At 64.3% G+C, this 20433-nt stretch carries 17 protein-coding genes; 2 read left to right on the plus strand and 15 right to left on the minus strand.

What is annotated here, in order from left to right; genetic code table 11:
• The first annotated feature begins 174 nt into the window (after positions 1-174).
• Both QXK92_RS10725 and QXK92_RS10730 read left to right on the plus strand, forming a co-directional pair.
• Entirely contained in the window at positions 175-933 is a 759-nt protein-coding gene (locus QXK92_RS10725) for an SDR family oxidoreductase (protein ID WP_306241603.1), read from the plus strand.
• 872 nt (positions 934-1805) lie between these two features.
• Entirely contained in the window at positions 1806-2687 is an 882-nt protein-coding gene (locus QXK92_RS10730; protein ID WP_306241604.1) for a PE family protein, read from the plus strand.
• A 54-nt stretch (positions 2688-2741) separates the two neighbouring features.
• On the opposite strand, the gene QXK92_RS10735 is transcribed toward QXK92_RS10730, so the two are convergent.
• The 15 genes from QXK92_RS10735 to QXK92_RS10805 form a co-directional block, all read right to left on the minus strand.
• A complete protein-coding gene (locus tag QXK92_RS10735) occupies positions 2742-3023 on the minus strand; it encodes a hypothetical protein (protein WP_306241605.1) in 282 nt (93 codons plus the stop codon).
• Positions 3020-3454, minus strand: a complete 435-nt coding sequence (locus QXK92_RS10740) for a hypothetical protein (RefSeq protein WP_306241606.1) — start codon at positions 3452-3454, stop codon at positions 3020-3022. Before QXK92_RS10740 ends, QXK92_RS10735 begins: the two co-directional genes overlap by 4 nt.
• Complete coding sequence (locus QXK92_RS10745) at positions 3451-3900, minus strand: hypothetical protein (RefSeq protein WP_306241607.1); 450 nt, start codon at positions 3898-3900, stop codon at positions 3451-3453. The genes QXK92_RS10740 and QXK92_RS10745 overlap by 4 nt, the downstream gene beginning before the upstream one ends.
• A complete protein-coding gene (locus QXK92_RS10750; RefSeq protein ID WP_306241608.1) occupies positions 3897-4277 on the minus strand; it encodes a hypothetical protein in 381 nt (126 codons plus the stop codon). Before QXK92_RS10750 ends, QXK92_RS10745 begins: the two co-directional genes overlap by 4 nt.
• On the minus strand, positions 4270-4719 hold the full coding sequence (locus QXK92_RS10755; protein ID WP_306241609.1) for a hypothetical protein: 450 nt from the start codon (positions 4717-4719) through the stop codon (positions 4270-4272). The genes QXK92_RS10750 and QXK92_RS10755 overlap by 8 nt, the downstream gene beginning before the upstream one ends.
• 64 nt (positions 4720-4783) lie before the next feature.
• Positions 4784-5989 carry a peptidoglycan-binding protein gene (locus QXK92_RS10760; RefSeq protein WP_306241610.1) on the minus strand — a complete coding sequence of 402 codons (1206 nt, stop codon included), beginning with the start codon at positions 5987-5989 and terminating at the stop codon, positions 4784-4786.
• Positions 5989-7098 (minus strand): M15 family metallopeptidase, encoded by a 1110-nt coding sequence (locus tag QXK92_RS10765; protein WP_306241611.1) that lies wholly within the window; start codon positions 7096-7098, stop codon positions 5989-5991. The genes QXK92_RS10760 and QXK92_RS10765 overlap by 1 nt, the downstream gene beginning before the upstream one ends.
• Before the next feature lie 67 nt (positions 7099-7165).
• Entirely contained in the window at positions 7166-7375 is a 210-nt protein-coding gene (locus QXK92_RS10770) for a hypothetical protein (protein ID WP_306241612.1), read from the minus strand.
• On the minus strand, positions 7372-7812 hold the full coding sequence (locus QXK92_RS10775) for a hypothetical protein (protein ID WP_306241613.1): 441 nt from the start codon (positions 7810-7812) through the stop codon (positions 7372-7374). The genes QXK92_RS10770 and QXK92_RS10775 overlap by 4 nt, the downstream gene beginning before the upstream one ends.
• 9 nt (positions 7813-7821) lie before the next feature.
• Positions 7822-11775 carry a hypothetical protein gene (locus QXK92_RS10780; protein WP_306241614.1) on the minus strand — a complete coding sequence of 1318 codons (3954 nt, stop codon included), beginning with the start codon at positions 11773-11775 and terminating at the stop codon, positions 7822-7824.
• A complete protein-coding gene (locus QXK92_RS10785) occupies positions 11772-13568 on the minus strand; it encodes a hypothetical protein (protein WP_306241615.1) in 1797 nt (598 codons plus the stop codon). The genes QXK92_RS10780 and QXK92_RS10785 overlap by 4 nt, the downstream gene beginning before the upstream one ends.
• A 1-nt stretch (position 13569) precedes the next feature.
• The gene (locus tag QXK92_RS10790; RefSeq protein ID WP_133436623.1) at positions 13570-13905 is read right to left on the minus strand and encodes a hypothetical protein; all 336 of its coding nucleotides are present in this window, start codon (positions 13903-13905) and stop codon (positions 13570-13572) included.
• Between the two features lie 60 nt (positions 13906-13965).
• Entirely contained in the window at positions 13966-14826 is an 861-nt protein-coding gene (locus QXK92_RS10795; RefSeq protein WP_306241616.1) for a hypothetical protein, read from the minus strand.
• Positions 14826-19994, minus strand: a complete 5169-nt coding sequence (locus QXK92_RS10800; protein ID WP_306241617.1) for a hypothetical protein — start codon at positions 19992-19994, stop codon at positions 14826-14828. The genes QXK92_RS10795 and QXK92_RS10800 overlap by 1 nt, the downstream gene beginning before the upstream one ends.
• Complete coding sequence (locus tag QXK92_RS10805) at positions 19995-20432, minus strand: endonuclease domain-containing protein (protein WP_306241618.1); 438 nt, start codon at positions 20430-20432, stop codon at positions 19995-19997.
• Position 20433 lies beyond the last annotated feature (1 nt).

The following is a 20433-nucleotide window of genomic DNA, read 5'->3' on the forward strand; positions in this document are numbered from 1 at the left end:
TGCGCTTTGGCCGGGTGCGCGGAGCGCTGTCGGTGCTAGATGTCATGCTGCCTTGGGGGGAGAACAGCGCATGGCGGTGAACGGAACTGGCGGCAACGGCTCGATTAGGAAAAGCCAACGACCGACTCCTCCAAGACATTCGACCGCCTGCACTAGAAGGAGGATCAAGCGGCAATGAGTGAACCAGCGAAGAAGATCACTGTCGTCGGCGCCACCGGTCTGATCGGGCGCCAACTCGTCCCCCTGCTCAGCAACGCCGGCCACGACGTCACCGAAGTGTCCCGCTCCTCCGGCGTCGACCTGCTCACCGGCGACGGCCTTGACAATGCCCTCGTCGGCGCCGACGTCGTCATCGACGTGATCAACTCCCCCACTCCCGAAGACTCCTCCGAAGCGTTCTTCATGCAGACTTCGGCCAACTTGTCCGCCGCCGCCGCCAAGGCCGGGGTCGGACATTACGTCGTCCTGTCGATCGTCGGCGCGGACGTAATGGCGCCTCACGCCGGATACCTGCGCGGCAAGGTTGCACAGGAAAGCGCGGCCGCGACCTCGGGACTTCCCTGGACGGTCGTGCGGGCCACACAGTTCCACGAACTAGCCGAATCCATCACCGAATCGCTCACCGTCGGCGACGAGGTGCGCGCACCGGTGGCTCTGATACAGACCATTGACTCCGCCGAGGTCACGGCGATCCTGGCACGCATCGCGACGGGCCAATCGCGAAACGCCATCCACAACATCGGCGGCCCGCAGAAAATTTCATTCGCCGACATGGCCCGCGCGGTCCTGCTCCATCAGAGCCGAACGCTCGATGTAGTCGACGACCCGTCGGCGACGTACTCCGGGCTGCACGTAGACGACACGACGCTCGTCACCGACGATGACGCCGAACTGGGCACCATGCGGCTGGCCGACTGGCTGGCGCGCCGCTGACCTGCTCGGACGATCTGCGCGTCCGGCTTATCAACGTGCCATGTGGGGAAGCCGGCTCTGCGCATTGGGGAGCGTCAGCGTGGGGCCTTCAGGTGTTCCACAAACGCTCGAATAGCGAAAGTCGTCAAGACTGCCGTTAGCTGCGCAACAGACGGTCCCTGTGCAAATGAGTGGAGCTAAGGGGACTCGAAAATATTATCCCCCGCCACAAAAGGCCTGCTGAGCAGCAGTTATCCGGGAGTAGGGCGGCAGCGGCGGACTGCAGTGGACTGGAAAAGACCAGGACGGTCACGCGTCGCATTGACGGTGTCAATCGATGAACGCGTGTGAGCCTGCAAGCGGTTTGCGCGACTGGGTCGGCGGTCTTCTGTCCCGCTGGGCGGATTGGCTGTTGTACGGCGATGGCCACGACCTCGTCATCCGCGATGGTGAGGGCAGTTGGGTCTGTACTGTTTCGGTGCCCGGGGGTTACGTTGCGTCTGGGCCGGTCAGCCCGTACACGATAGAGTGCTGTGAGGTTGAGTTATGAAGCACGAGTGCCCGCGGTGTGGTTACGAGACGGACAGGAAGTCGTGGGCGGAACGTCACCCGGCCGCGACTGCGGTGATCGCGGTCCCGCTGCTTCTCTCCGCCGTGTCGGTGACGCTCGCGCATCCGTGGTTCTTCGTGCCGCTGCTGATCGTTTCGTGTGCGGTGTGGGTTGATCGGCGGCAGCGGAGGCGTTCAGCGATTCTGGCCCGGGCGGATCACGATCACCGTAGCCTGATGGCGCGCGCTGTTTTCGGGGACCGGCCGCGGCTGCGGAGCCGACGTGGGGCTGATCATTGGTCGCCCACTCAACCAATCAAGCACTGACCGGGGGAAAAAGAGACATGTCGTTCGGGATTGTTCCGGAGTTCGTTTCGTCTGCGGCGGCGGACGTGGCGCGGGTCGGGTCGGCGGTCAGCGATGCGGCGGCGGCGGCCAGCTCGCCGACGACGGGTGTGCTGGCGGCCGCGGCTGACGAGGTGTCGGAGGCGATCGCAACCATGTTCAGCTCGCACGGGCAGGCGTTCCAGGCTGCCTCTGCTCATGTGGCGGCGTTCCATGATCAGTTCGTGGGGCTGCTGAACGCGAGTGTGGGCCGGTATGTGTCGGCTGAGGCGGCGGCGGCGAACCCGCTGCAGCCGCTGCTGGACGTCATCAACAGCCCGTTCCAGACGTTTCTCGGGCGTCCGTTGATCGGGGACGGCGCCAACGGGTACACCGACGCGTTCGGGAACGGCACGAACGGCGGGGCGGGTGGCCTGTTGTGGGGCAACGGCGGCCGGGGCGGCGATGCGACCAGGATCGGCGGCTCCGGGGGTACTGGTGGTGCGGGCGGCACGATCGGCAACGGCGGCGCGGGCGGCACCGGTGGCCCGTCCGGTCAGGTGATCATCGTGAAGAACGGTGTCCCGACTCCGGTGGAGTTCCGCGCCGGCGCGGGCGGCAGCGGCGGGCAGGGCGGCTGGTTGTTCGGTAACGGCGGCACCGGCGGCACGGGTGGGGTCGGGTTGAGTAACGGGATGGGTGGCTGGGGTGGTTTCGGTGGCTCGGCGGTGTTGTTCGGTCAGGGCGGGGACGGCGGCACCGGTGGTGACGCGAAGGCGGGGTTCCCTGATTCGATGCCGGGGATTGGTGGCCCGGGCGGTGTTGGTGGCGGGATCCCGAACCTGTTCCCGGGGATCTTTCCGAACGGGCGGATGGGTGTCAGCGGAATCCTGCTGCCGTAGGAACGACGAAAGCGCCCCCAGCCTCGCGGCCGGGGGCGTTTCTGTTGTGCGGGTTCAGTCGTCGATGACGACGGTGATGCGTGGGTGTCGGCGCAGTGCCTTGACGAGTGCGACGAACAGCAGATGGATCGGATCGAATCGGTCTGGGATTTTGTTTGAGAGATGCGCGTAGACCGCGAACAGCACCGCTTCGAAGGTCCATCGGTGCGACTTCAGATAGCGGTCCATCGCCATCGAAAGCTGCTCCGTCAGTGTGATGTTCACGCCGAGGACGTAGGCGATCAGCACGATCCACGCGATGTCGGTGGGCTGCAACTTCACAATGATCCGGCTCATGGCTGGGCCCTGATGATGGCGAATTTCACGGCCTGGTTTTCGCGGCGGAACTCGCGGAGCTTGTCTTCGGGGAGCCCGTCGACGTAGGGCAGGAGTTCGTCGACGACGTCGGTGCGTTTGATGAGCGCCATCTTGAAATCGACAAGCACCTCCCGCATGGCGTTGATCTCGTCGGTGTGCTGCTGGCGGATCGACGCCATCTCGTCGCGGTGCTCCCGCTTGGCTTTGGCCAGTTCCTTTTTGCAGTCGTCGCACTGGTCCTCGAGCCGCTGGAACGCTTCACGGGATTCGCTGATCCACGTTTCGGATTCGGTGCGGGCGGCTTCCGCGCGCTTCCCGCGGTAGGAGAACACGGCCTGCACAATCGCGACGACGATCCCGGCGCCGCCAGCACCCGTTGCTCCGTTGATCAGGGTGTCGGCGACGCTCATCTCCGAACCAGCTTTTCGATGCCGATGAGGCGGCGGACGTCGCGGGTGATGAACAGTCCGGCGGAGGCGCAGAGGGCGCTGGCGGCGTAGGAGCCGAAGCCGCCGGTGCCGAACGGTTCGACCTGGACGGTTCCGGAGATGTAGGCCAGCAGGGCGAGGAACACCATCAGGTCGCCGACGAACTGGAGCAGCATGCCTGTGTAGGTGAGGCGGCCGCGCATGATTTTCCCGATGAGCGATACCAGGGTGCCGGCGAGTAGCAGCCCGTACCAGAGGGTTGCGGTTTCGTGGTCGAGCTGGCCGCGCAGGGTGATTGGGGGTTGGCTGGCGGAGAAGAAGATGCCGTTGAAGCCGCAGAGGATGAATGCGACGCCGAACACGGCCTGGAACACGGCGATCGTTTCGGCGTCGATGGCGGCCCAGAATTGGGCTAGGAGCCGCTTCACGATGTCTGCCTTTGAGAGAGCATGACGGCGTGGAGTAGGAAGATCGCGGCGATGGTGCCCCAGTTGAGTGCGGCGATGGCGGCGTTGCCGCCGAGGACGCTGGCCGCGCCGGCGCAGACGGTGCCGCCGAGGATGTCGCCGGTGATGACGATGCGGCTCAATCGGAGGGTGTGGCCGATGACCTGGGGGACGGCGACGCATGCGAGGGCTGCGGGGAACAGCCAGTGGGGTGCGCCGAGGGTTTGGGCTGCGGTGCCGACGAGTGAGTTGGCGGGTGCGGTGAGTAGGGCGGCGAGGGTGGCCCATCCGGCGAGGAATAGGCCGAGCAGCCAGAGTCCGGTGCGGAGGTGGTCTGGGCTGACGTTGCGTTCAGGCATCGGGGTTGGTGATGTCGCCGTCCCAGTTGCGCAGTTTGGCGTTCTGGTTCGTTGCGACCACCGCGCCGGTGTCGGGTGTGGTGGTTTCGGTTCGGCGGACGTTGGCGGCCGCGAATCCGGACGTGATGAACGCGCCGAGTAGTGCGATGACGAGCATTCCGAGGGCGTTGTGGGAGATGCCGCCGATGCCGACCAGCAAGCCTTGGATGGGTGTGGCGAGTCCGAATAGCCATGTGCGCCAGCCGTTCGGGGCGAACACGGCGGCTAGGGCGGGCCCGATCGCGGCGAGGACGACCGCGATCACCAGATCAGCGCGGTCCTGCGACAAGCGCCCATCGGTGACGAGCTGGTACAGCCAGGCGGGGATCGCGACGTAGAGCAGCGCGCGCCCGTAGTTGAAGAACGGTGTGGTGAAGAACGCCTTCACGGATGAGAGGTTCATGCGGGTTATTCCTCTCGGGAGATGCGGGGGCCAGGCTCGCTGTTGAACCTGGTCGGGTGGGGAACTAGCGGCGGAAGCCGGCGATGTGGTCGTAAGCGCGGTCCATCATCACCGGATCGAACGGGTAGTTACCGTGCGCTTGCAGACCGGGCAGCGCGCCGATCAGCGTGCTCAGTCCGGGAATGTTGGACAGGACGCCGGTCGGCTTGAGCAGGTTGTAAAGGTCGTCGTCGACTTTCGTGTCTCCGGCGCCGCCGGCCATGCCCATCAGCTGCCCGAGCGCGGGGTTGCCGCCGAGTCCGGTCATGGCGCCGACGGACAGCTGCGCCACCGGCCCGAACGCGCCGCCGATCCCGCCGAGCATTCCGCCGATCGGGAGGAACGTCAGCCAGTCGGGGATGATGCGCGCGGCCAGCCGCAGAACGTGGACGAAGAACGGTAGCTCCATCTCGGCCTGGACGATGATCGCGTACATCGGCGGGCGGATCGCGTCGAGCGCGACGGCATAGAAGTCGTTGTCGTAGTTGACGTTCCGAACTAGCGCGTCCAGCCACGCCGGCCGGACCTTGCGCGCGATACCGGTTCCCTTGGTCGAGGGGTTGCCGAACTGAACCAGCCCGTTGATCCGCGACCGTAGGTGCCGATACTTTCCGGGTCCCACGACTTCGCCGGTCTTCGGGATGCGGAACCCGCCGTCGCCGAACAAGATCTCGAGTGCGTCTTCCATGCCGTCCGCCGACTGCGAGTAGCCCGAGAACCACAGTTCGACGTCGGGGTCGTTGATGTCGGGGTTGTGGTCGAGCAGCCATTCGAGCGATTTGTACTGGTCGTAGGTCACGTCGACGTAGGAGTACGTCGGGTCGCCGCCCATGAACCCCAGATAGCCGCCCTTCTGAAACGAGATGGGCTGGTGGTTGATGTGCAGCACGTCTTTGCAGCGGTTGCCCAGGTCGAACGAGGGGCCCTGGTCCCAGTTGCCGCCGGATCCGGGCGCGGAGTACAGCCAGATTTTCCGGTACACCGGCGCGGGCGGCGGGGTGGCGGTGCCGGTCCAGCGGTAGCCGGTGCGGTTGGCTTCGACGTCGCCGAAGCGGCCGGTGATCGGCAGCCCGAGGCGGCGTTGCAACTCAGACGTGAACCGGGCTTCGTCGTTGCCGTAGTAGCCGTCACGCTTGCCGAGCAGGTTCGCATACGACTTGGCCCACCGGGTGAAGTAGTCGTAGAACCGGAGGACTTCAGCACCTTGGCTGCCGATCTTGAGTTCGGGCATCACTTGTCCGCTGGCTGTTGCAGCACTACGACGGCTACGCCCGGCGCGGTGATCGCGGCGAGCAGCTTTTCGACGTCGCGCTTCTGTTCTGCCACGCCATCGCGGAAGGTCATTTCGTCGCCGTTGGGGTAGGCGCCCATTGACGAGTCCGGCCCCCAGTCGGGGTGTTTGGGTCCGAGCTGGTCGAAGATGTAGCGGACCTTGGTCAGGAGTTCGGTCTGTTCGTCGTCGGTGAGTGCCATGAGCGGGCCTTTCGTTGCGGGGGTGGTGAGTGGGACGAGGCCGGCGGCGAGTTGCTTCGGGTCTTCTCGCCCGGGAAGTCCAGCGCCCCAATCTGACCCGCTGGGGTTGCGGGTGAAGATGCGTGCGGCGACTATCGCCTGCTGCTGTGGAGTCGCAAACCGGGCGCTCGGCGCGAACTCGGTGCCGTTGTTCGCCCGCCACGTCCTCGGGGTGATCTGGAACAGCCCCTCTGCTTCGTTGCCGCCGGAGTTGACGTCGATGATCTGTTGGATGATGGTCGGGTTGCCGCTCGATTCGCGCATGATGAGATGTGCCCAGGCAGGATTTGGGGAGGTCCATGTGCCGTTCGCGTTCTGGACGAGCGGGACCGTCAACACCGACGGCGCGGCGGGTGTTGAACCGCGTCGGGCAGAGAAGCCGTCGGGGCGGATCTTCCGGTTGATGAAGTCGTCCACGAACGGGTTGCCGTAGGTGTTGATGTTCCCGCCGTTGGCGAGCGACGCCAACTGGAAGTGCATGGCGTCCTTGGGATCTGACCAGTCGTTGCCCCAGAAGATCGTGCCTTCGTACCAGTTCAGAAGCTCGCGGACCTTGGCCCGCTTCGCCTGGTCGAAGCCGGCGTCGGCGATCTGGAATGGGTGCGAGTTCCAGTTGAGGTCCATTGCGGTGCCGGACAGGTGGTTGGAATCGGCGACGGAGTTGCCGGGTGTCCAGCACGCCGAGTCGGCGTCACGGAGTGGTTCGACTTCTGCGTTGAAGTCCGCGGCGAACGCCCGCAGGATTTGGAGAGGTTGCCCGTTCTGGATTTGGAGGCTCACATCAGTGCCGGGGACGGTGACCCAGGTGCAGGAGCCTTCGTCGACCATCGGCCATCCGTTTGATGACCAGTTGTTTCCGTAGACAGTGCGACGCGCCATCAGGAGCCTTTCGTTTTCATCGCCGCAGCGGCCGGAGCCAGCGGGCGATGCGTGCGGGCAGTAGGTGCATGAGGTAGGGGCGGATCCAGTAGCGGAACGGCAGGTGATCTCGGCAGGGGTAACCGCAGCGCACGCAACGACTTTCCGGTGCTGGTGTGGGGTTGATGGTGAGTCGGCCGTGCGCGCGGCCGAGGTGGTATCCGTCGGTGGCGGCGCAGCTCGTCATGGCTGCCCCTGGTCTTCCGGCCCGGTCTCCGGCGCCGGTTCGGGTGTCGGTTCGGGATCCGGGTCTGGTGTCGGCTCCGGCTCGGGTTCCGGAGCCGGTGTCGGTGGTACCGGGTCCGGCTCCGGCGGGGCGTCCTTGATGTCGTAGACCGCCGCGACTTCCGTGTAAGGTTTCACGACGAAGTTGATGCCGTCCCACGTGATGCAGTCCTGTTCAGTGGCTTTCAGCGTGTTCTGGTCGGTCGCCACACCGTTGGTCGGGCGCAGCGTGACCGCGCACAGGATGTGATCAGGTGCCGACGGCGACGGGTCGAGATACCACTTGTTCGCGAGGGTGAATCCTAGGGGCGTGCACACCTTCGCCAGGTCGGGAAGGTCTTCCGGAATCTTGTATGCCTTCGTCTCGACAGGCTCTTTCGGGGTGATCAGCATCGGCATAGCCGTCTCCTATGAGTCTTGGACTGCGGTGATGTAGCAGGCGCCGGGAGCGCCAGGCGTGGAGTTGTAATCCGAGTTCTCGTATTGGTTGTGGGTCGATACTCCGCGCGCTCCACCAGCGCCGGGACTGGTTGCTAAGCCTGGCCCCGCAGGTAAGGAGGTGCCGCCAGCTCCGCCGAAGTATTTGACTCCTTGGAAGACCACATCTCCCGGGCTTCTCCCACTTCCGCCCGATGGCGCGGAGCCGGCGCCACCAGCGGCGGTGATTGTTGGGTGGCCAGGGATTGTGACTGTGGTATTGCCCCCGGCGCCGCCGTGTTGGGGAGTGTGAGTTGCGTGTACGGCGGGGGCCGCTGCCCCGGGTGCGCCCACCGTCACCGAGAATGATGTTGTGCCGGTTGGGATGTCATAAGCGTCGCCGTACCTGAGCCGGACCGGGTTCCATGAACCGGCTAGGCCGCCGTACTGGTACGCGGGGTTCGTTGTTCCCCCTTGTATTGGCGACGCCAGAACCCCCCAGTAGTCCCCGCCTGCCCCGGCCCCGATGGGGACGATGTCGATGTAGTCGCCGTCTTGGACCCAGGACGGAACCGTGTAGGTGAATGTTCCGGCGGTCTCGAATTCGGCTGTCTCGGGTAGGTGTTGCGCGCGGCCGGCGCCGCCCGCCAGAGAAATCCACGGCACGGCTGCGTCATATACGGGGACAGCGATCGAGCTAGGGGCCGAGCCAACCGTTCCATTTAGCACTACGGACACAGCGCCCCAGTTGTACGTCTGACTCCCGCCGACGTTTCTAGCTGTTTGGTTGAAGGCCGCGCCTGTCCCCGCCGCGTCTCCCATGATGATGTTATTGCTAGAAGTAGCCCCCCGGACGGTACCTCCACCAAAGTTGTCTATGCTGCCAGCCTGCCAAGAGGTGAATCCGGTGACAATCGTTGTGTTGGAGGGGGTTACGGGCGCTGCTTTTGTCATGGTACCCCCGGCTGCCACGGCTCCGGTGGTGGAACTAGCGGCGCCAACTGACGAGACACCCACCAAAGTCATTGCCTCACAGGAGATGTTGGCTGATGCGCCAGTGCATGTCGCGGATACGGAAACAGCAGAGCCTGTGGTTCCTGCCGCTGCCTGGGTTATACCCCAGATTTGGGTATACGCCGCGGTCCCACCAGACGGCCCATACTGGGCAACCGCTCCCAGTTGCGTCATAGCAACACCGTTGCAATACGCTTGGAGCCCAGTCACCTTGAAGACCAGGGCGCTGGTAACTGCCACGATGTAATCGCCTGCCGCAACGTTTAATGTCGTTGAGGCTGTGGAAATTCCACCTGTTCCGCCAAGCGCGAAGGTGCCGACGGTGCGAACGGTGGGCCGAGTGTCGCTGTTGCGGGTTGCGCCTAAACCCTTGGGGTAGACGCTGGTGTGCGCCGGCATCCACGCGTTGCTGACCCCAACGATGTTGTATGTGCCGGTTCCAGTTACCTGGATTTCGGCGACGTACCATTCCCCCTGCAGTGTGGGGAAGAAGTCGGTCATCGGCAGGTTGTAGAACTGCCAGCCGTAGCTGTAGCCCGGAAGGGGGCTCGTCAGCGACCCGATTATGTTTAACGACCGGTGCGTGCGGGTGAACACCCCTGTCGTGGTGTTCACTTTGTAGATGTTGACATAGACGCCGGTGATACCGGTGAGCGAACCACCAAGCCACACAACAGATTTCTTCAAACCGTTATCAGGTAGCCCTATGACCCCCATGACGCTTTTCGTCTGTGTCACCGCGACAGTTGTCGGGGATGCGCCGTTGATGTTGGACAGCGGGAACACTGGATCCGCGGAAGGGTCGATCGACAGATACGACTGCTTGGAGATGGATTGTTTGGCCTGGAACGCCGCCGCGGTCGCGGCGATGTCGGAGGCGTTGTTCAGGTCGGTGCGGACTTGCTGCGCCGCGGTCGACACCTGCGGCGGCGCAACACCAGACGGGATGCCGAGGAACGCCCGCAAACCCTGCCACACACCATCGGTGAGAGCCTGGACGGTGTTGCCCATGTTGGTGCCGAACCCCGTCAAACCTTGCACGGCGGTGTTCGGGATGTTCGCCAGGTAGGCGACGTTGGCGTTGAACCATTCCTGCACCTGGGAAACCGTGGTGTTGACCGGGGTGACGACGGTGCCGTTGAAGATGTCGGAGATCTGGGTGAGCATCGTGACGAGCTGCGTGATCAGCGCACCCAACGCGGCCGTCGTGGCTTCGCCGGCGCCGGAAAGCAACGCCGCGATATCGTCGCCGACGTCGCTGATCGCAGTCGCGGCGTCCGCTAACCCGGTGTCGAGGTTCCCGATCAGCGACCCCAACTGATTGAGCGTCGACAGGCCGAGGTCCGACAGCATCGCGCCGAGGTTGTCGGCCACCGTCGCCGCAGTCGACAAACCGGACGAGATGAACGTGACCAACTGCCCGAACGTGTGCCCCGTGCCGAGTATCCCGTCGATCATCGCCGCGAAATTCGCGAAGATCTCCGTCAGATCATCAACCAGCCCGGAAATGAACCCCTTCTGCATCAGCGACGTCCGGCGGATCGTGGCGTCGTCGAACCACACCTGCCCCGCCGACGCGGAATCCTTCACGCACAGGCGGATCCGGATCGTCTCAACACCCGACGGCACCGTGTAAGAACCGGCGATTTGCGCCCACCCGCCCGACGCGCCCGGCGACGCGACGGCCGCGACATCGGTGATCGCCCCGGTGTCGGTCAACACCTGCAGCGCGAACGGCGACCCCGTCGCGGACACCCCCGTCCACGTCACCCACGCCGCCAGGTCGAACGTCTGCCCCGCCTCGACCGGCACCACCGACCCCTGCAGGCCGTGTTCGGTTCCGGTCGCATGCACCGTCGCCGACCCGTCCGCAGTGTGCCCGATCAGATCCCACACGAAGTCGGGGTCGGTGATCAGCGGGTCCGGGTATTCCCGCGTCCACGCCGGCCCATCATCACCCAGCGATTCCGAATCGTCGAACCCGGGGTCGACCTGCAGGTTCGGTTGCACGTTGCTGATCGACCCGGCCGGGATCAGGAGCCGCGAAATGAACTGCTGCGCAGCAAGGATCGGGTTGAACGACTCAACACCAAGCCGCACGTTGCCGAGGAACTGCATCAGGTTCCGGAACGGCACCGTCAACTGGGGCAGCGGAGAATTCAACACGTCCCCGCCAGCGCCGAGCACGCGCACCACTTCGTTCAGGAAGTTGATGATCGACGTCAACTGCACGATCCACGGGTCGATCGCGTCGGTGATGAACTCGATCGCGTTGCCGAACCGCGCCAAGTCGATACCAGAGAACAGGTCGATGATCGGCTTGAGCACCAGCCCCAACGGACCCAAACCCGCGGCGGTGATACCGAGCGCCCCGAACAGCTCATTGATCGACGGCATCAGCCCGGCCAGCCCGTCGAACAGATCACCGACCGCCGTCAGCAACGCCTTCGTGTCCTTCACGAACTTCGGGTCGATGCCGAACACCTGCATCCAGGCGCCGATCATGTTGTTGATGACGTCGGTGAACTGCCGAGTCGGAACCACGTAGCCCAGGAAGAACCGTTCCGCCGCCTCGAACAGCGACAGCGGGAACGGGCCGTCGCCGAGCCCGAACAGCGCCCCCAGCGTGGGCAGGATGTATTGCAGGTCGCCGAAGTCGAGTAGCCCTTCGGCGAGCTGCCCGCCGCCCATCAGGACGATGACGTCGGCGATGAACTGCTGCAACTGCTGAATCGGGTTCTGCGTCGCCTCGTTAACGCCCTGCTGCAGCTTCTTCTGGTTCCCCGCAAGGTATTTGATCTGCGCGTCGTGCTGCTGCAGCAACCTGGTGAAGTCGGTGTCCTGCCCGATCCCGGGGGAGTCGGTGATCGAGGTGAGTGCCCGCGACTCCTGCCCGCTGTAGGGGCGGCCGCCGAACCCCGGCCGGGTCATATTTGGATGCTCGCGTCGTCGAACCAGACCTGGCCGGTGGTCATCGCCGCGTCGACGTGCAGGCGCATCGCAACCGAGGCGGCGCCGGTCGGGGCGAGCAGGTTACCGGCCAACCTGGTCCACGGGATCTGCCCGTTGCCGCTCACCGCGCCAACCAGGAACGCCGTCGTCGGGTTGTCGTCCTCATCGTAGAACTGCGCCACCAATTGCACTGCCCCACCACTGGATACGCCGTTCGCGCATTTCACTGACACCCCCATCGGGAAAATCTGGAACGGCGCCAAGCCGTACGGTTGCGTCATCAGGTCGTGGTGGCCGCCGTCGGCGTGCACAGTCGCCGAGCCGAGCCGGTTCGCGCCCTGCGCGTCGTCGTGCGACCAGCCCGGCCCCGTCGGCGTCCAGCCGTTCAGATTCAGGTCGAACGCCGAGTTGAAGATGATGTTCGTGACACCGGACGGGAAGAAGATCGGGTCGTAGTTGAACGCGCCCTCAGCCTTCAAAGTCAGTTGCACCACACCCTTTTCGGTGTCGACGGTGATCGCGATGACCTTGTGGTACTGGGCGACCTCACCGACCCACGGCATGTTGCCCTTGACGATGATCGAATCGCCGACATCGAACGAACCCAGCGGCGCGTTCGGATGGTTCGGCAGGATCGTGATCGTCTCCCAATACGGCGGCGTCTGCCGGCGCGCGAGACGCCGGTGCGCCCACGCCGCGGAGCGTTCGTTGGAGTCGATGAACGCGGTGTCTTCGTCGAGGTAGCGGCGCAGCCGATCCGGATCCGCATTCGCCAACCTCGACGAATACTCCTGGCCGGGGAAGTAGCCGGTGATGCCGACGTCAGACACCCAGTCGACCTGAGATTCGGTGTGCGGCTTCGCCGAAATCACGTTCTCGTTCAGGATGAACGCCAGATTCTCCTGAATCACACCCAGCCGCGGATAGCCCAGCTTGATCTTCTTCACCACGTCGGTGCGGTCGGTGTTCCACGCGGACTGCTCGACATAGTCGAACGGGACGTCGCGGGCCAGAGCGTCGATGTAGTCGCCGGAGTCCAGGCGGTCTGTTTGGCGGACTAACGTGGCGAAGAAGTTCAGGTTCAGCAGGTCACCGTCGAACGCGTACCCGGGCAGCATCTCCACACCCGCGGTCGTCGGATAGATCTCGACACCAAGGTCACCGTTGGGGAAATCTTTCTGCAGGTGCCGCCAGATCTCCACGACCGGCCGGTACACGTCGTTCGCCAACCAGTTCAGGTCTTCGAGCCACGGAATTCCCTTGGGGTAGCAGGAGAATCCCTTGGCTTTCAGTTGAAGGACGCCGGTGTTCTCGTCGATATCGGACGGCTGCACGATCCCGGTCCCCCAGAGGCGGCGCTTGCCCTGCATGATCTTCTCGACGTGGATGAGCTGCCGCCACGGCTTGAAGTAGATCCCGGCCGCCGAAGGGTCGTTCGGGTTGACGTCGCACTGCAGATCGAACGGGCCCGACAGGGCGCGGGTGATCCGCAGTTTCGTGACGTTCAGGTCGTAGGTGACGAACTCGCGGGCGCCGCGGGACTCTTGGACGCTGATCCGCCACCGGTCGTCTTCGGGCAGGAACACACCGTTCTCGGCGACGGATTCCAGAAACGTCCACGTGAAGGTGCCGGACGTGCCTGCGTGTTTGGTGCTGATACCGACTACGTTCGCGTCCCACGCGAAGGTGCCGGCGGCCTGGGCGTTGGCTGGGCGGCGCGCGGCGACGCTGCCGGTGAAGGTGTAGTCGCCGGCAGCGGTGGCTGACGTCATGTCAGGTGGCGGAGCCGTTCAGGTCGAACGTTTCGATCGTGATCACGCCGTTGGAGTCGAACGTGTTGTCCCCGGTCAGCGCGAAGTTGCCCTTCCACACTCCGGAGCCGGATGTGTTGGACCACAAAGAAATCCAGGTGACGGGTCCGTTTGGTGTGCCGCCTTCGAACACCATCGGCGCGGCCAGGCCGAAGTCTCCGTCGGCGGTCGGCGACGTCCACGACGGCACTTCCATCCCGGCGCTGGACTTACTGGCCGCCCCACCGGTGCCCGGGTTGGCGGTGTGCAGTTGCGCACCGCCCAGGTTGGAGCGGATACCGTTCGCCCCGTCAACCATCGCAGAATTCGATAAACCCATGCTTCTACCCCAACAATCAAGTGAGAGTGAATAATTCGATCAGATGGTGTGGTAGGCGTCGCGCCACAACACCAAGCATTTACTCGCAGAGCTGGTCGACGACGCCTCCCACGACATCGCCACCGGCGACGACGCAGGAAGCCGCAACTGGTCCAGATACTTCGTCGCCCCGATCACCGCGTTCCGCCAATTCACACCGTTCGAGTCGACGACCCGCCGCATCCACGGATAGCTCGAGACCTCGACCGTCACCCCGGCCAGAATGTCTAGGTCCAGCTCGATTTCGTTGTTCCCGACATTGACGATCGGATGCGACTGCGGCCCGATCAGCAGCACCCGGAACCACGCCGGGGCGTCACCGCCCGTCGCATAGAACACCGGATCCGCGCCCACCGTCAGCGACGCCAACGTCTCACTATCGGCGTGGCACAGCGTGTCCAGCCGCACGAACTCCGCGTTCACCGTCCGCCACAGGCTCGTCTGCGTCTTCGGGGTGTACTCGAACTTCCGCGGCCGACCCCAGATCTGCTTCGTCACCCCGTAGCGGTCGCAGTGGATCAGTGCCTTCGCCGCGCCGAACTGCTGTTTGACCTCGTCGGCCTTCCACTCCCCCTGCAACACACCCAGCAGCTTCGACGCCTTCGTCACCAAATCCGCCGGCAGCGTGTTCGGCATGTACCGGACCGGGGCGTTGTCCTTCACCCCGATCTTGAACGTCAACGTCCCGCCCTGAAATGTGTCCTGCCCGAACAGCATCGTGTCCGACAACGGAATCTGGGTGTCCTGGTTCTGCACGTTGTAGGAGCCGATCTTCGGCGGCATCACGTCGTACTGCGTGCCCGGACCCATCACCAGATCACCGATCTGCCACTGCCCGCGAACCAGATTCTTGGAAGCCATCAGAAGTTCGCCGGGGACAGGGCGCCAGCGGTGGCGCCAGAGTTCACCAGCCACATCGCCTCAGACATCATGTCATGCGGCGACTGGCCCGGACCGGCATAGATATTCAACTGCCCCACACCAGGATTCGCATTACCACTCCCGTTGTAGTCGTAGGTTTGATTCAGCCACGACGGCACGTTCTGCACGTTCTGATTCCCCGGGTTGTCCTGGCTGTAGGAGATCAACTGCCCGGTGTTCTTGTTCAGCAGGAACCGAACATCACCCATCAGCGGCGTCCCCAGCCCTCCGGCGGTCAACTGCGACAAGAACCTGCCAACGTAGGTTCCGGCGATGTGATACACCTGCTGACCGAAGTCGATCGCCGCGTTCACCCCCTGCAGAATCCCCGAGATCATCTGCGCGATCTGCCCCGCCGCCGACAACGCCATCGCCGCGCCCTGCGACCCACCCGACGGGTCACCCGAGCCGCCCGCACCGACCAGGCCGCCGATCATCGACAACACGCTGCCGGTGGCCTGGGCGACCTGCGAGGCGAACGTGATGTACTTCTGCACGTCGTCGATGATCTTGTTCACGTCTTCGGTATTCCGCACCCCGTAGACCAGCCGGTCAGCGATATCCTGCGTCGCCGCAATCGAATCCAGCCCGCCCTGAACGGCCTGCAGGACACTGCTGACCGCGTTCGACGCCCCACCCATGAACTGCGAGAACACCTGCATCGAGTTCGGGCCCTGCGCGAACCCCTGGCTCTGCGCGATCTGCTGCTGCGTCGACTGCAACGACTGGATCAGGTTCTGGTTCCCGACGGCGTCCTGTGCGCGCAGCCCGGCGATGGTGGTGTCGATGCCGGTGAGCGCGCCGAGCACCGCCTGGTCACCGGCGCCGGGGGTTTGCGCGGAGTTGATCTGAGCGGCGAGCGCAGGGTTTCCCTGCAGATAGGCTTGCAACTGCTGCTGGTTGATCGTCATCGTCTTGCCGCTGGAATCGACGAGCTGATCGAGCTGACGGCCGCCCGGCAGCGTGACACTGCCCGCGCCGAGCCCGGTCGCGGCGCCGAGCATCGACCCGGGCGGCACCTGGCCGTTCAGCAGCACGGGAACGTCTGTGCCCCAATGCACGTGATCGGTATGTTCCTGATAGCCGCCGCTGCCGGTGTAATACTGACCCTGTCCCTGCACCTGCCCGCTGGCGATGCCGTAATCCTGGCTACCGCGATAGATCAACTGCAGCGTCTGATCCCGCAGGTTCGCCATGATGAACTTCGCGAACGCTTCTTTGTTCGCCGACGGCCCATTGGGTGCGGCCGGGTCGTTGAAGTCGAACGCGTAGCCCATCTGATGCAGGCTGCCGCCGGTGGCGTAGGTCGACGCAGTCAGGTTGAATGCGGCGGCGAGTTGCTGCGCCCACGCCGGCACCTGATAGGCGTTCGGACCGGTGGTTGGGTACAAGGTGGGCAGGCCGCCGATCGCGCGGATACCGGCCTCAACGTTCGGCGCGTTCGGAACGCGCGTGGCCTGCGAGGCCGGGTTCAGCCCGATTCCGCCCTGCCCCGCAGGCGGCGCCGCGGCGGGCGGGGGCGGTGCCGGGGCTGCGCCGCCAGCGGCCGCCAGCGGCCCCAACTTCCCCGGGCCCCGCCACTGCTGCCCGGTCGGGTTCTTGCCGCCCTGATCGGAGAACACGGTGCCGTTGCCGTCGACCCAGCCCTTGGCTTCCGCGACGTACGTCAGCGGGCCCTTCGGCGCGATCGAACCCGCCGCCGGTGCAGCGATCGGCGGCACAGTGGGCGCCGGGCCGGCACCAGCACCGCCAGTCACCTGCGGCCACGTCGGCTGCTGACCCATGATCTGCTTCGCCAGCCCGAGCTGGTTCATCACGTCCTGCATGTACTTCGAGCCCTGAGCGCCGGACCCCAACTGCGGGTTCTGCGTCAACACCGCCGCCAACAGCGGATTACCCGGGTTCTTCGCTAACTCCCTGGTGAACGCGTCATAGAACGCGTTGATCGCATACTTCGGGTCGTTGACCTGATCCAACGTCCCCCACCCCGACGACGGCGACTGCTGGAACAACCCAGACACCAGACCGGCGCTGCCCTGCACGCCACCGGGGATCGTGGGGTTGAAACCGGATTCGGCGGCCGCGACCGCCAGCGCGGTCTGGATCGCCGCGTCGTCCAGGCCGCGCGCCTTCCCCGCCGCGATGATCGCCTGCTGAATCTGCTCCTTCGACGAGGACGCGGTGACGTCGATCGGCGCCAAATGCCCCGCCAAACCACCCGCCGGCCCGCCGGTGCCCAGGACGTCGTTCCACGACGGGCCCCGCTGCCCCGCCTTACGCATCAAATCCTCAGTCTGCTGGCGGGCGAACGCCTCCGGAGACATCTTCCGCCACGTCTGCTGATTACCGCCCGGCAGCGACGTCAACGTCTGCATCACCTGCTGAATGCCGTACTGCATCAGGAAATTCGAGCCCGACTGGAAACTCTGCACCAACGCGCCGAGATCCTTCGCCAAACCCTTCAGGCCGCGGTTCTCGGGGAACTCATGCCGCAGATACGCGGACAGGATGCTGGTGTCGGCGTTGGCGATGTTGTCGGGCAGCAGCGCCCCGCCGAGCCCGTCAGCACCGCTGGCGATCGCCGCGCGCCGCCCGCCCGCGCCCGCTCCTGCGCCGGACATGGCCCCCGAAGCGGCCTCTGCGGTCGAAGCGCCCGCCGCCTCAACAGCGCCCCGGGCAGACACCATGCCTGCGGCCAGATTGCCAACCAGCCGCTCCCCCATCTCGTTAGGCGAAGTGTCATGCAAAGGGCCGCGTTTGGCTGGCGACCGTGTCTTCAAGAAGTCCGGAATCAGACTGGCAACGCCACTGAGCGCACCGGAAAGTAGCCCGGAAACGCTGCTATCCGTGATCCCCCGGATAAGTCCCATGATCAGGTTCTTACCCCAGTCCATAGCCTTATTCGGCAGGTCGTTGAAGAAGTTGCCGAGCGTGTCCCAGATCCCGCGGATCGCCTGCGGCAACTCCTTCCCCAACGCGTCATTCAGGCCGCGGATGCCGTCGATGACGGAGCCGATGACTTCAACGAACTTCGTTATCACCGAAACGAATTCGCGGGTCAGCTCAATGATCACCGGCAGCAGCGGCACCAAAGCATTCAGCGCGTCGGTGACCGCCTGGAACAGCGTCGGCAACTGCGGGCCCACGTTCTGCACCAGCCGCAGGAACGCATCAACCAACGGCGGCAACTGCGGCAACAACGCCACGAACGCGTTCGCCAACGTCTGGAAAATCTGCGGCAACTGCGGCCCAACCTGCGCCATCAACTGCGAGAACGCCTGCGCCATCCCCGTCAGGAACGTGTTCAACGCCGGCGCCATCGCCACAATCTGCGGGCCGAGCTGCGCCATCGAATCACGGAACGTGTCGAAGAACGTCTGCCAGCCCGGCGCGATCCCGATGCCCAGCTTCACGAACGCCTCACCCAGCGACGCCAACCCCTGCACCAACGGCTTGAGCATCGGCACGAACGCATCAGTCGCCGTCCGCAACGTCTGGAAGAAATTCGTCAGCGTCTGCTGGCCCTCAGCGGACTGCGTCCACTTATCGAACTCCGCCGTCACCTTGTCCAACCATCCCAGCAGCCCGCCGCCGCCGAACCGGTCGGCCATCGTCATCACCGTGTTGAACGCCGACGCCACGTTCTCCACGATGTTCACCAGATGCCCAAACGCGTTGATACCGGTCTGAATCCACGCCTGCAACGACCCGTTGGCCGCCGACCGGTTGATGAAGTCACCGAACTGCTGCGCCAACTGCGCGATGTTGCCGCCGATCTGCTGAAAGAACGACGACCCCACCGTCACCAACTGCGTGAACACCCCCATCAGCGGGGCGATCGCAGGCTGCAACGCCTTCAAACCCGCCGCGAGGTTGTCGGTGAATGTGGTGAACGCCGCCATCGTCGCCGGCTGCTGCAAAATCCCCGCGAACTGGTGCGCGAAATCGCCGAAAATACCAGCCACCTGCGACATCGCCGACGTTACCGCCGGGAACCAGTTTTGAATCAACGGGGCGATGTCGGCGGCAATCTTCTCGAAGAACGACTGCTGAATCGCGCCCGCACCGGCCTTGAACATGTCGCGGAACTGCGCGATCTGCAGCATCGACTGCGCCGCCGCCGGCGCCATGTTCGCGATGTCCTCAAGGAACTTCTTCGGGTCCGAGTCCATCATGTCTTTCAGCGCGTCACCGACGCCGTGGAAAGCGATCTTCAACGTGCCCATCGAGAACGCCGCACCCGAAATCGCCGCCGGCAGCAACCCCAGCACACCCGACAGTTGCCGCACCGCGTCGACGATCTCGATGATGCCTTGCGCGCCGGCCGCGCCGCCCAGACCGGCCAGGCCGCCCACCGACGGCAACGCCAGTGTCAACCCCGAGATTTTCGCGAAAGACATCTCGAACTTCGCGATATCACGGATGAAATTCCGCAGATGCTCTCCGCTACGTGAAACCGCCGAACCGAGCTGCTGAAAATTGTCAGCGCCACCCGATGCGCTTTTCGACAGCACTTCAAGGCCAACACCTGCAGCTCTGCCCTCCGGACCAAGCACTGAAACGGCTTTTCCGGCAATCCCGAGCACTTTCGCCAGCGCGTTCGACTTATTCGCAACGTCGGTCTGCGCGTTACCTAGTTGCGTCAACCGCGAACTCACGTTAGGAATCAGGTCACGGAACGCTCCCATAGCCCGGTGCCCAATGTTCAATTCACTATGCAGCACCCGGTGCGCGTCACGCTCATCGCGGGTGGCCTGCACGTGCCGCTGCTTGGCTTCCTCAACCCGCTTGTAGGAACGCTCAATGTCGTCCATCGTGGATTTCGAGTTCAGCAGCACCTGCTGGTGATTACGCTCCGCCTGCGCGACGTTCTCACTGGCCTGACGGACCTCGTTCAGCCGCGCCTCGTACGCCTTCGCCGAGTTCCCCGACGTCTGCATCTGCTTGTCGGTATCCGACAGCGTCCGCTGCGTTTTCGACAGCGACGTATCAGCCTTCTCCGACGAAACGATGACCTTGTCGAGACCTTCGGCCGCCCGATCCGCGCCATCACCTGAGTAGTCGATCTCAATTTTTCCATAAGCCCTACCGAGGTTGTAATCGGCCAACTAGTCCACCACCCAAGATGCGTCGTGCCCCAGGTACTCGAGCGCCTTGCGGAGCCAGTCGGGACGTGCTTCGAGCACGCCCAGTTGGTAGTTGCAGGTGCGGCAGAGAAGACCGCGAATGCACGCCTTGCAACCGTGCTTGCAGCAACGGTGGTCATGATCGACTGAGAGCCGGTGCAGGCGGCCGCTTCTGTTGTCGACCACCGTTTCGTCGCGGCCACACAGGTTGCATACCGTGCCGTAAATAGCTTGCAGTTCTTCGTAAGTGATTCCCCACAGCCGAAGGTCTTCGATCCGGCGGACGCAGGTCTTGCACCTTCCGTTGTACCCGCTGGCTAGATTCGACTTCACACAGAACTCATCGAACGACTTCAGTTCTCCGCACGCTGTGCAGTTCTTCCAAAGTCCACTCACAGGCGGCGATTTCACGTCGGGCATG

This window comes from Mycobacterium sp. TY815, assembly GCF_030755135.1.
Classification (GTDB): domain Bacteria; phylum Actinomycetota; class Actinomycetes; order Mycobacteriales; family Mycobacteriaceae; genus Mycobacterium.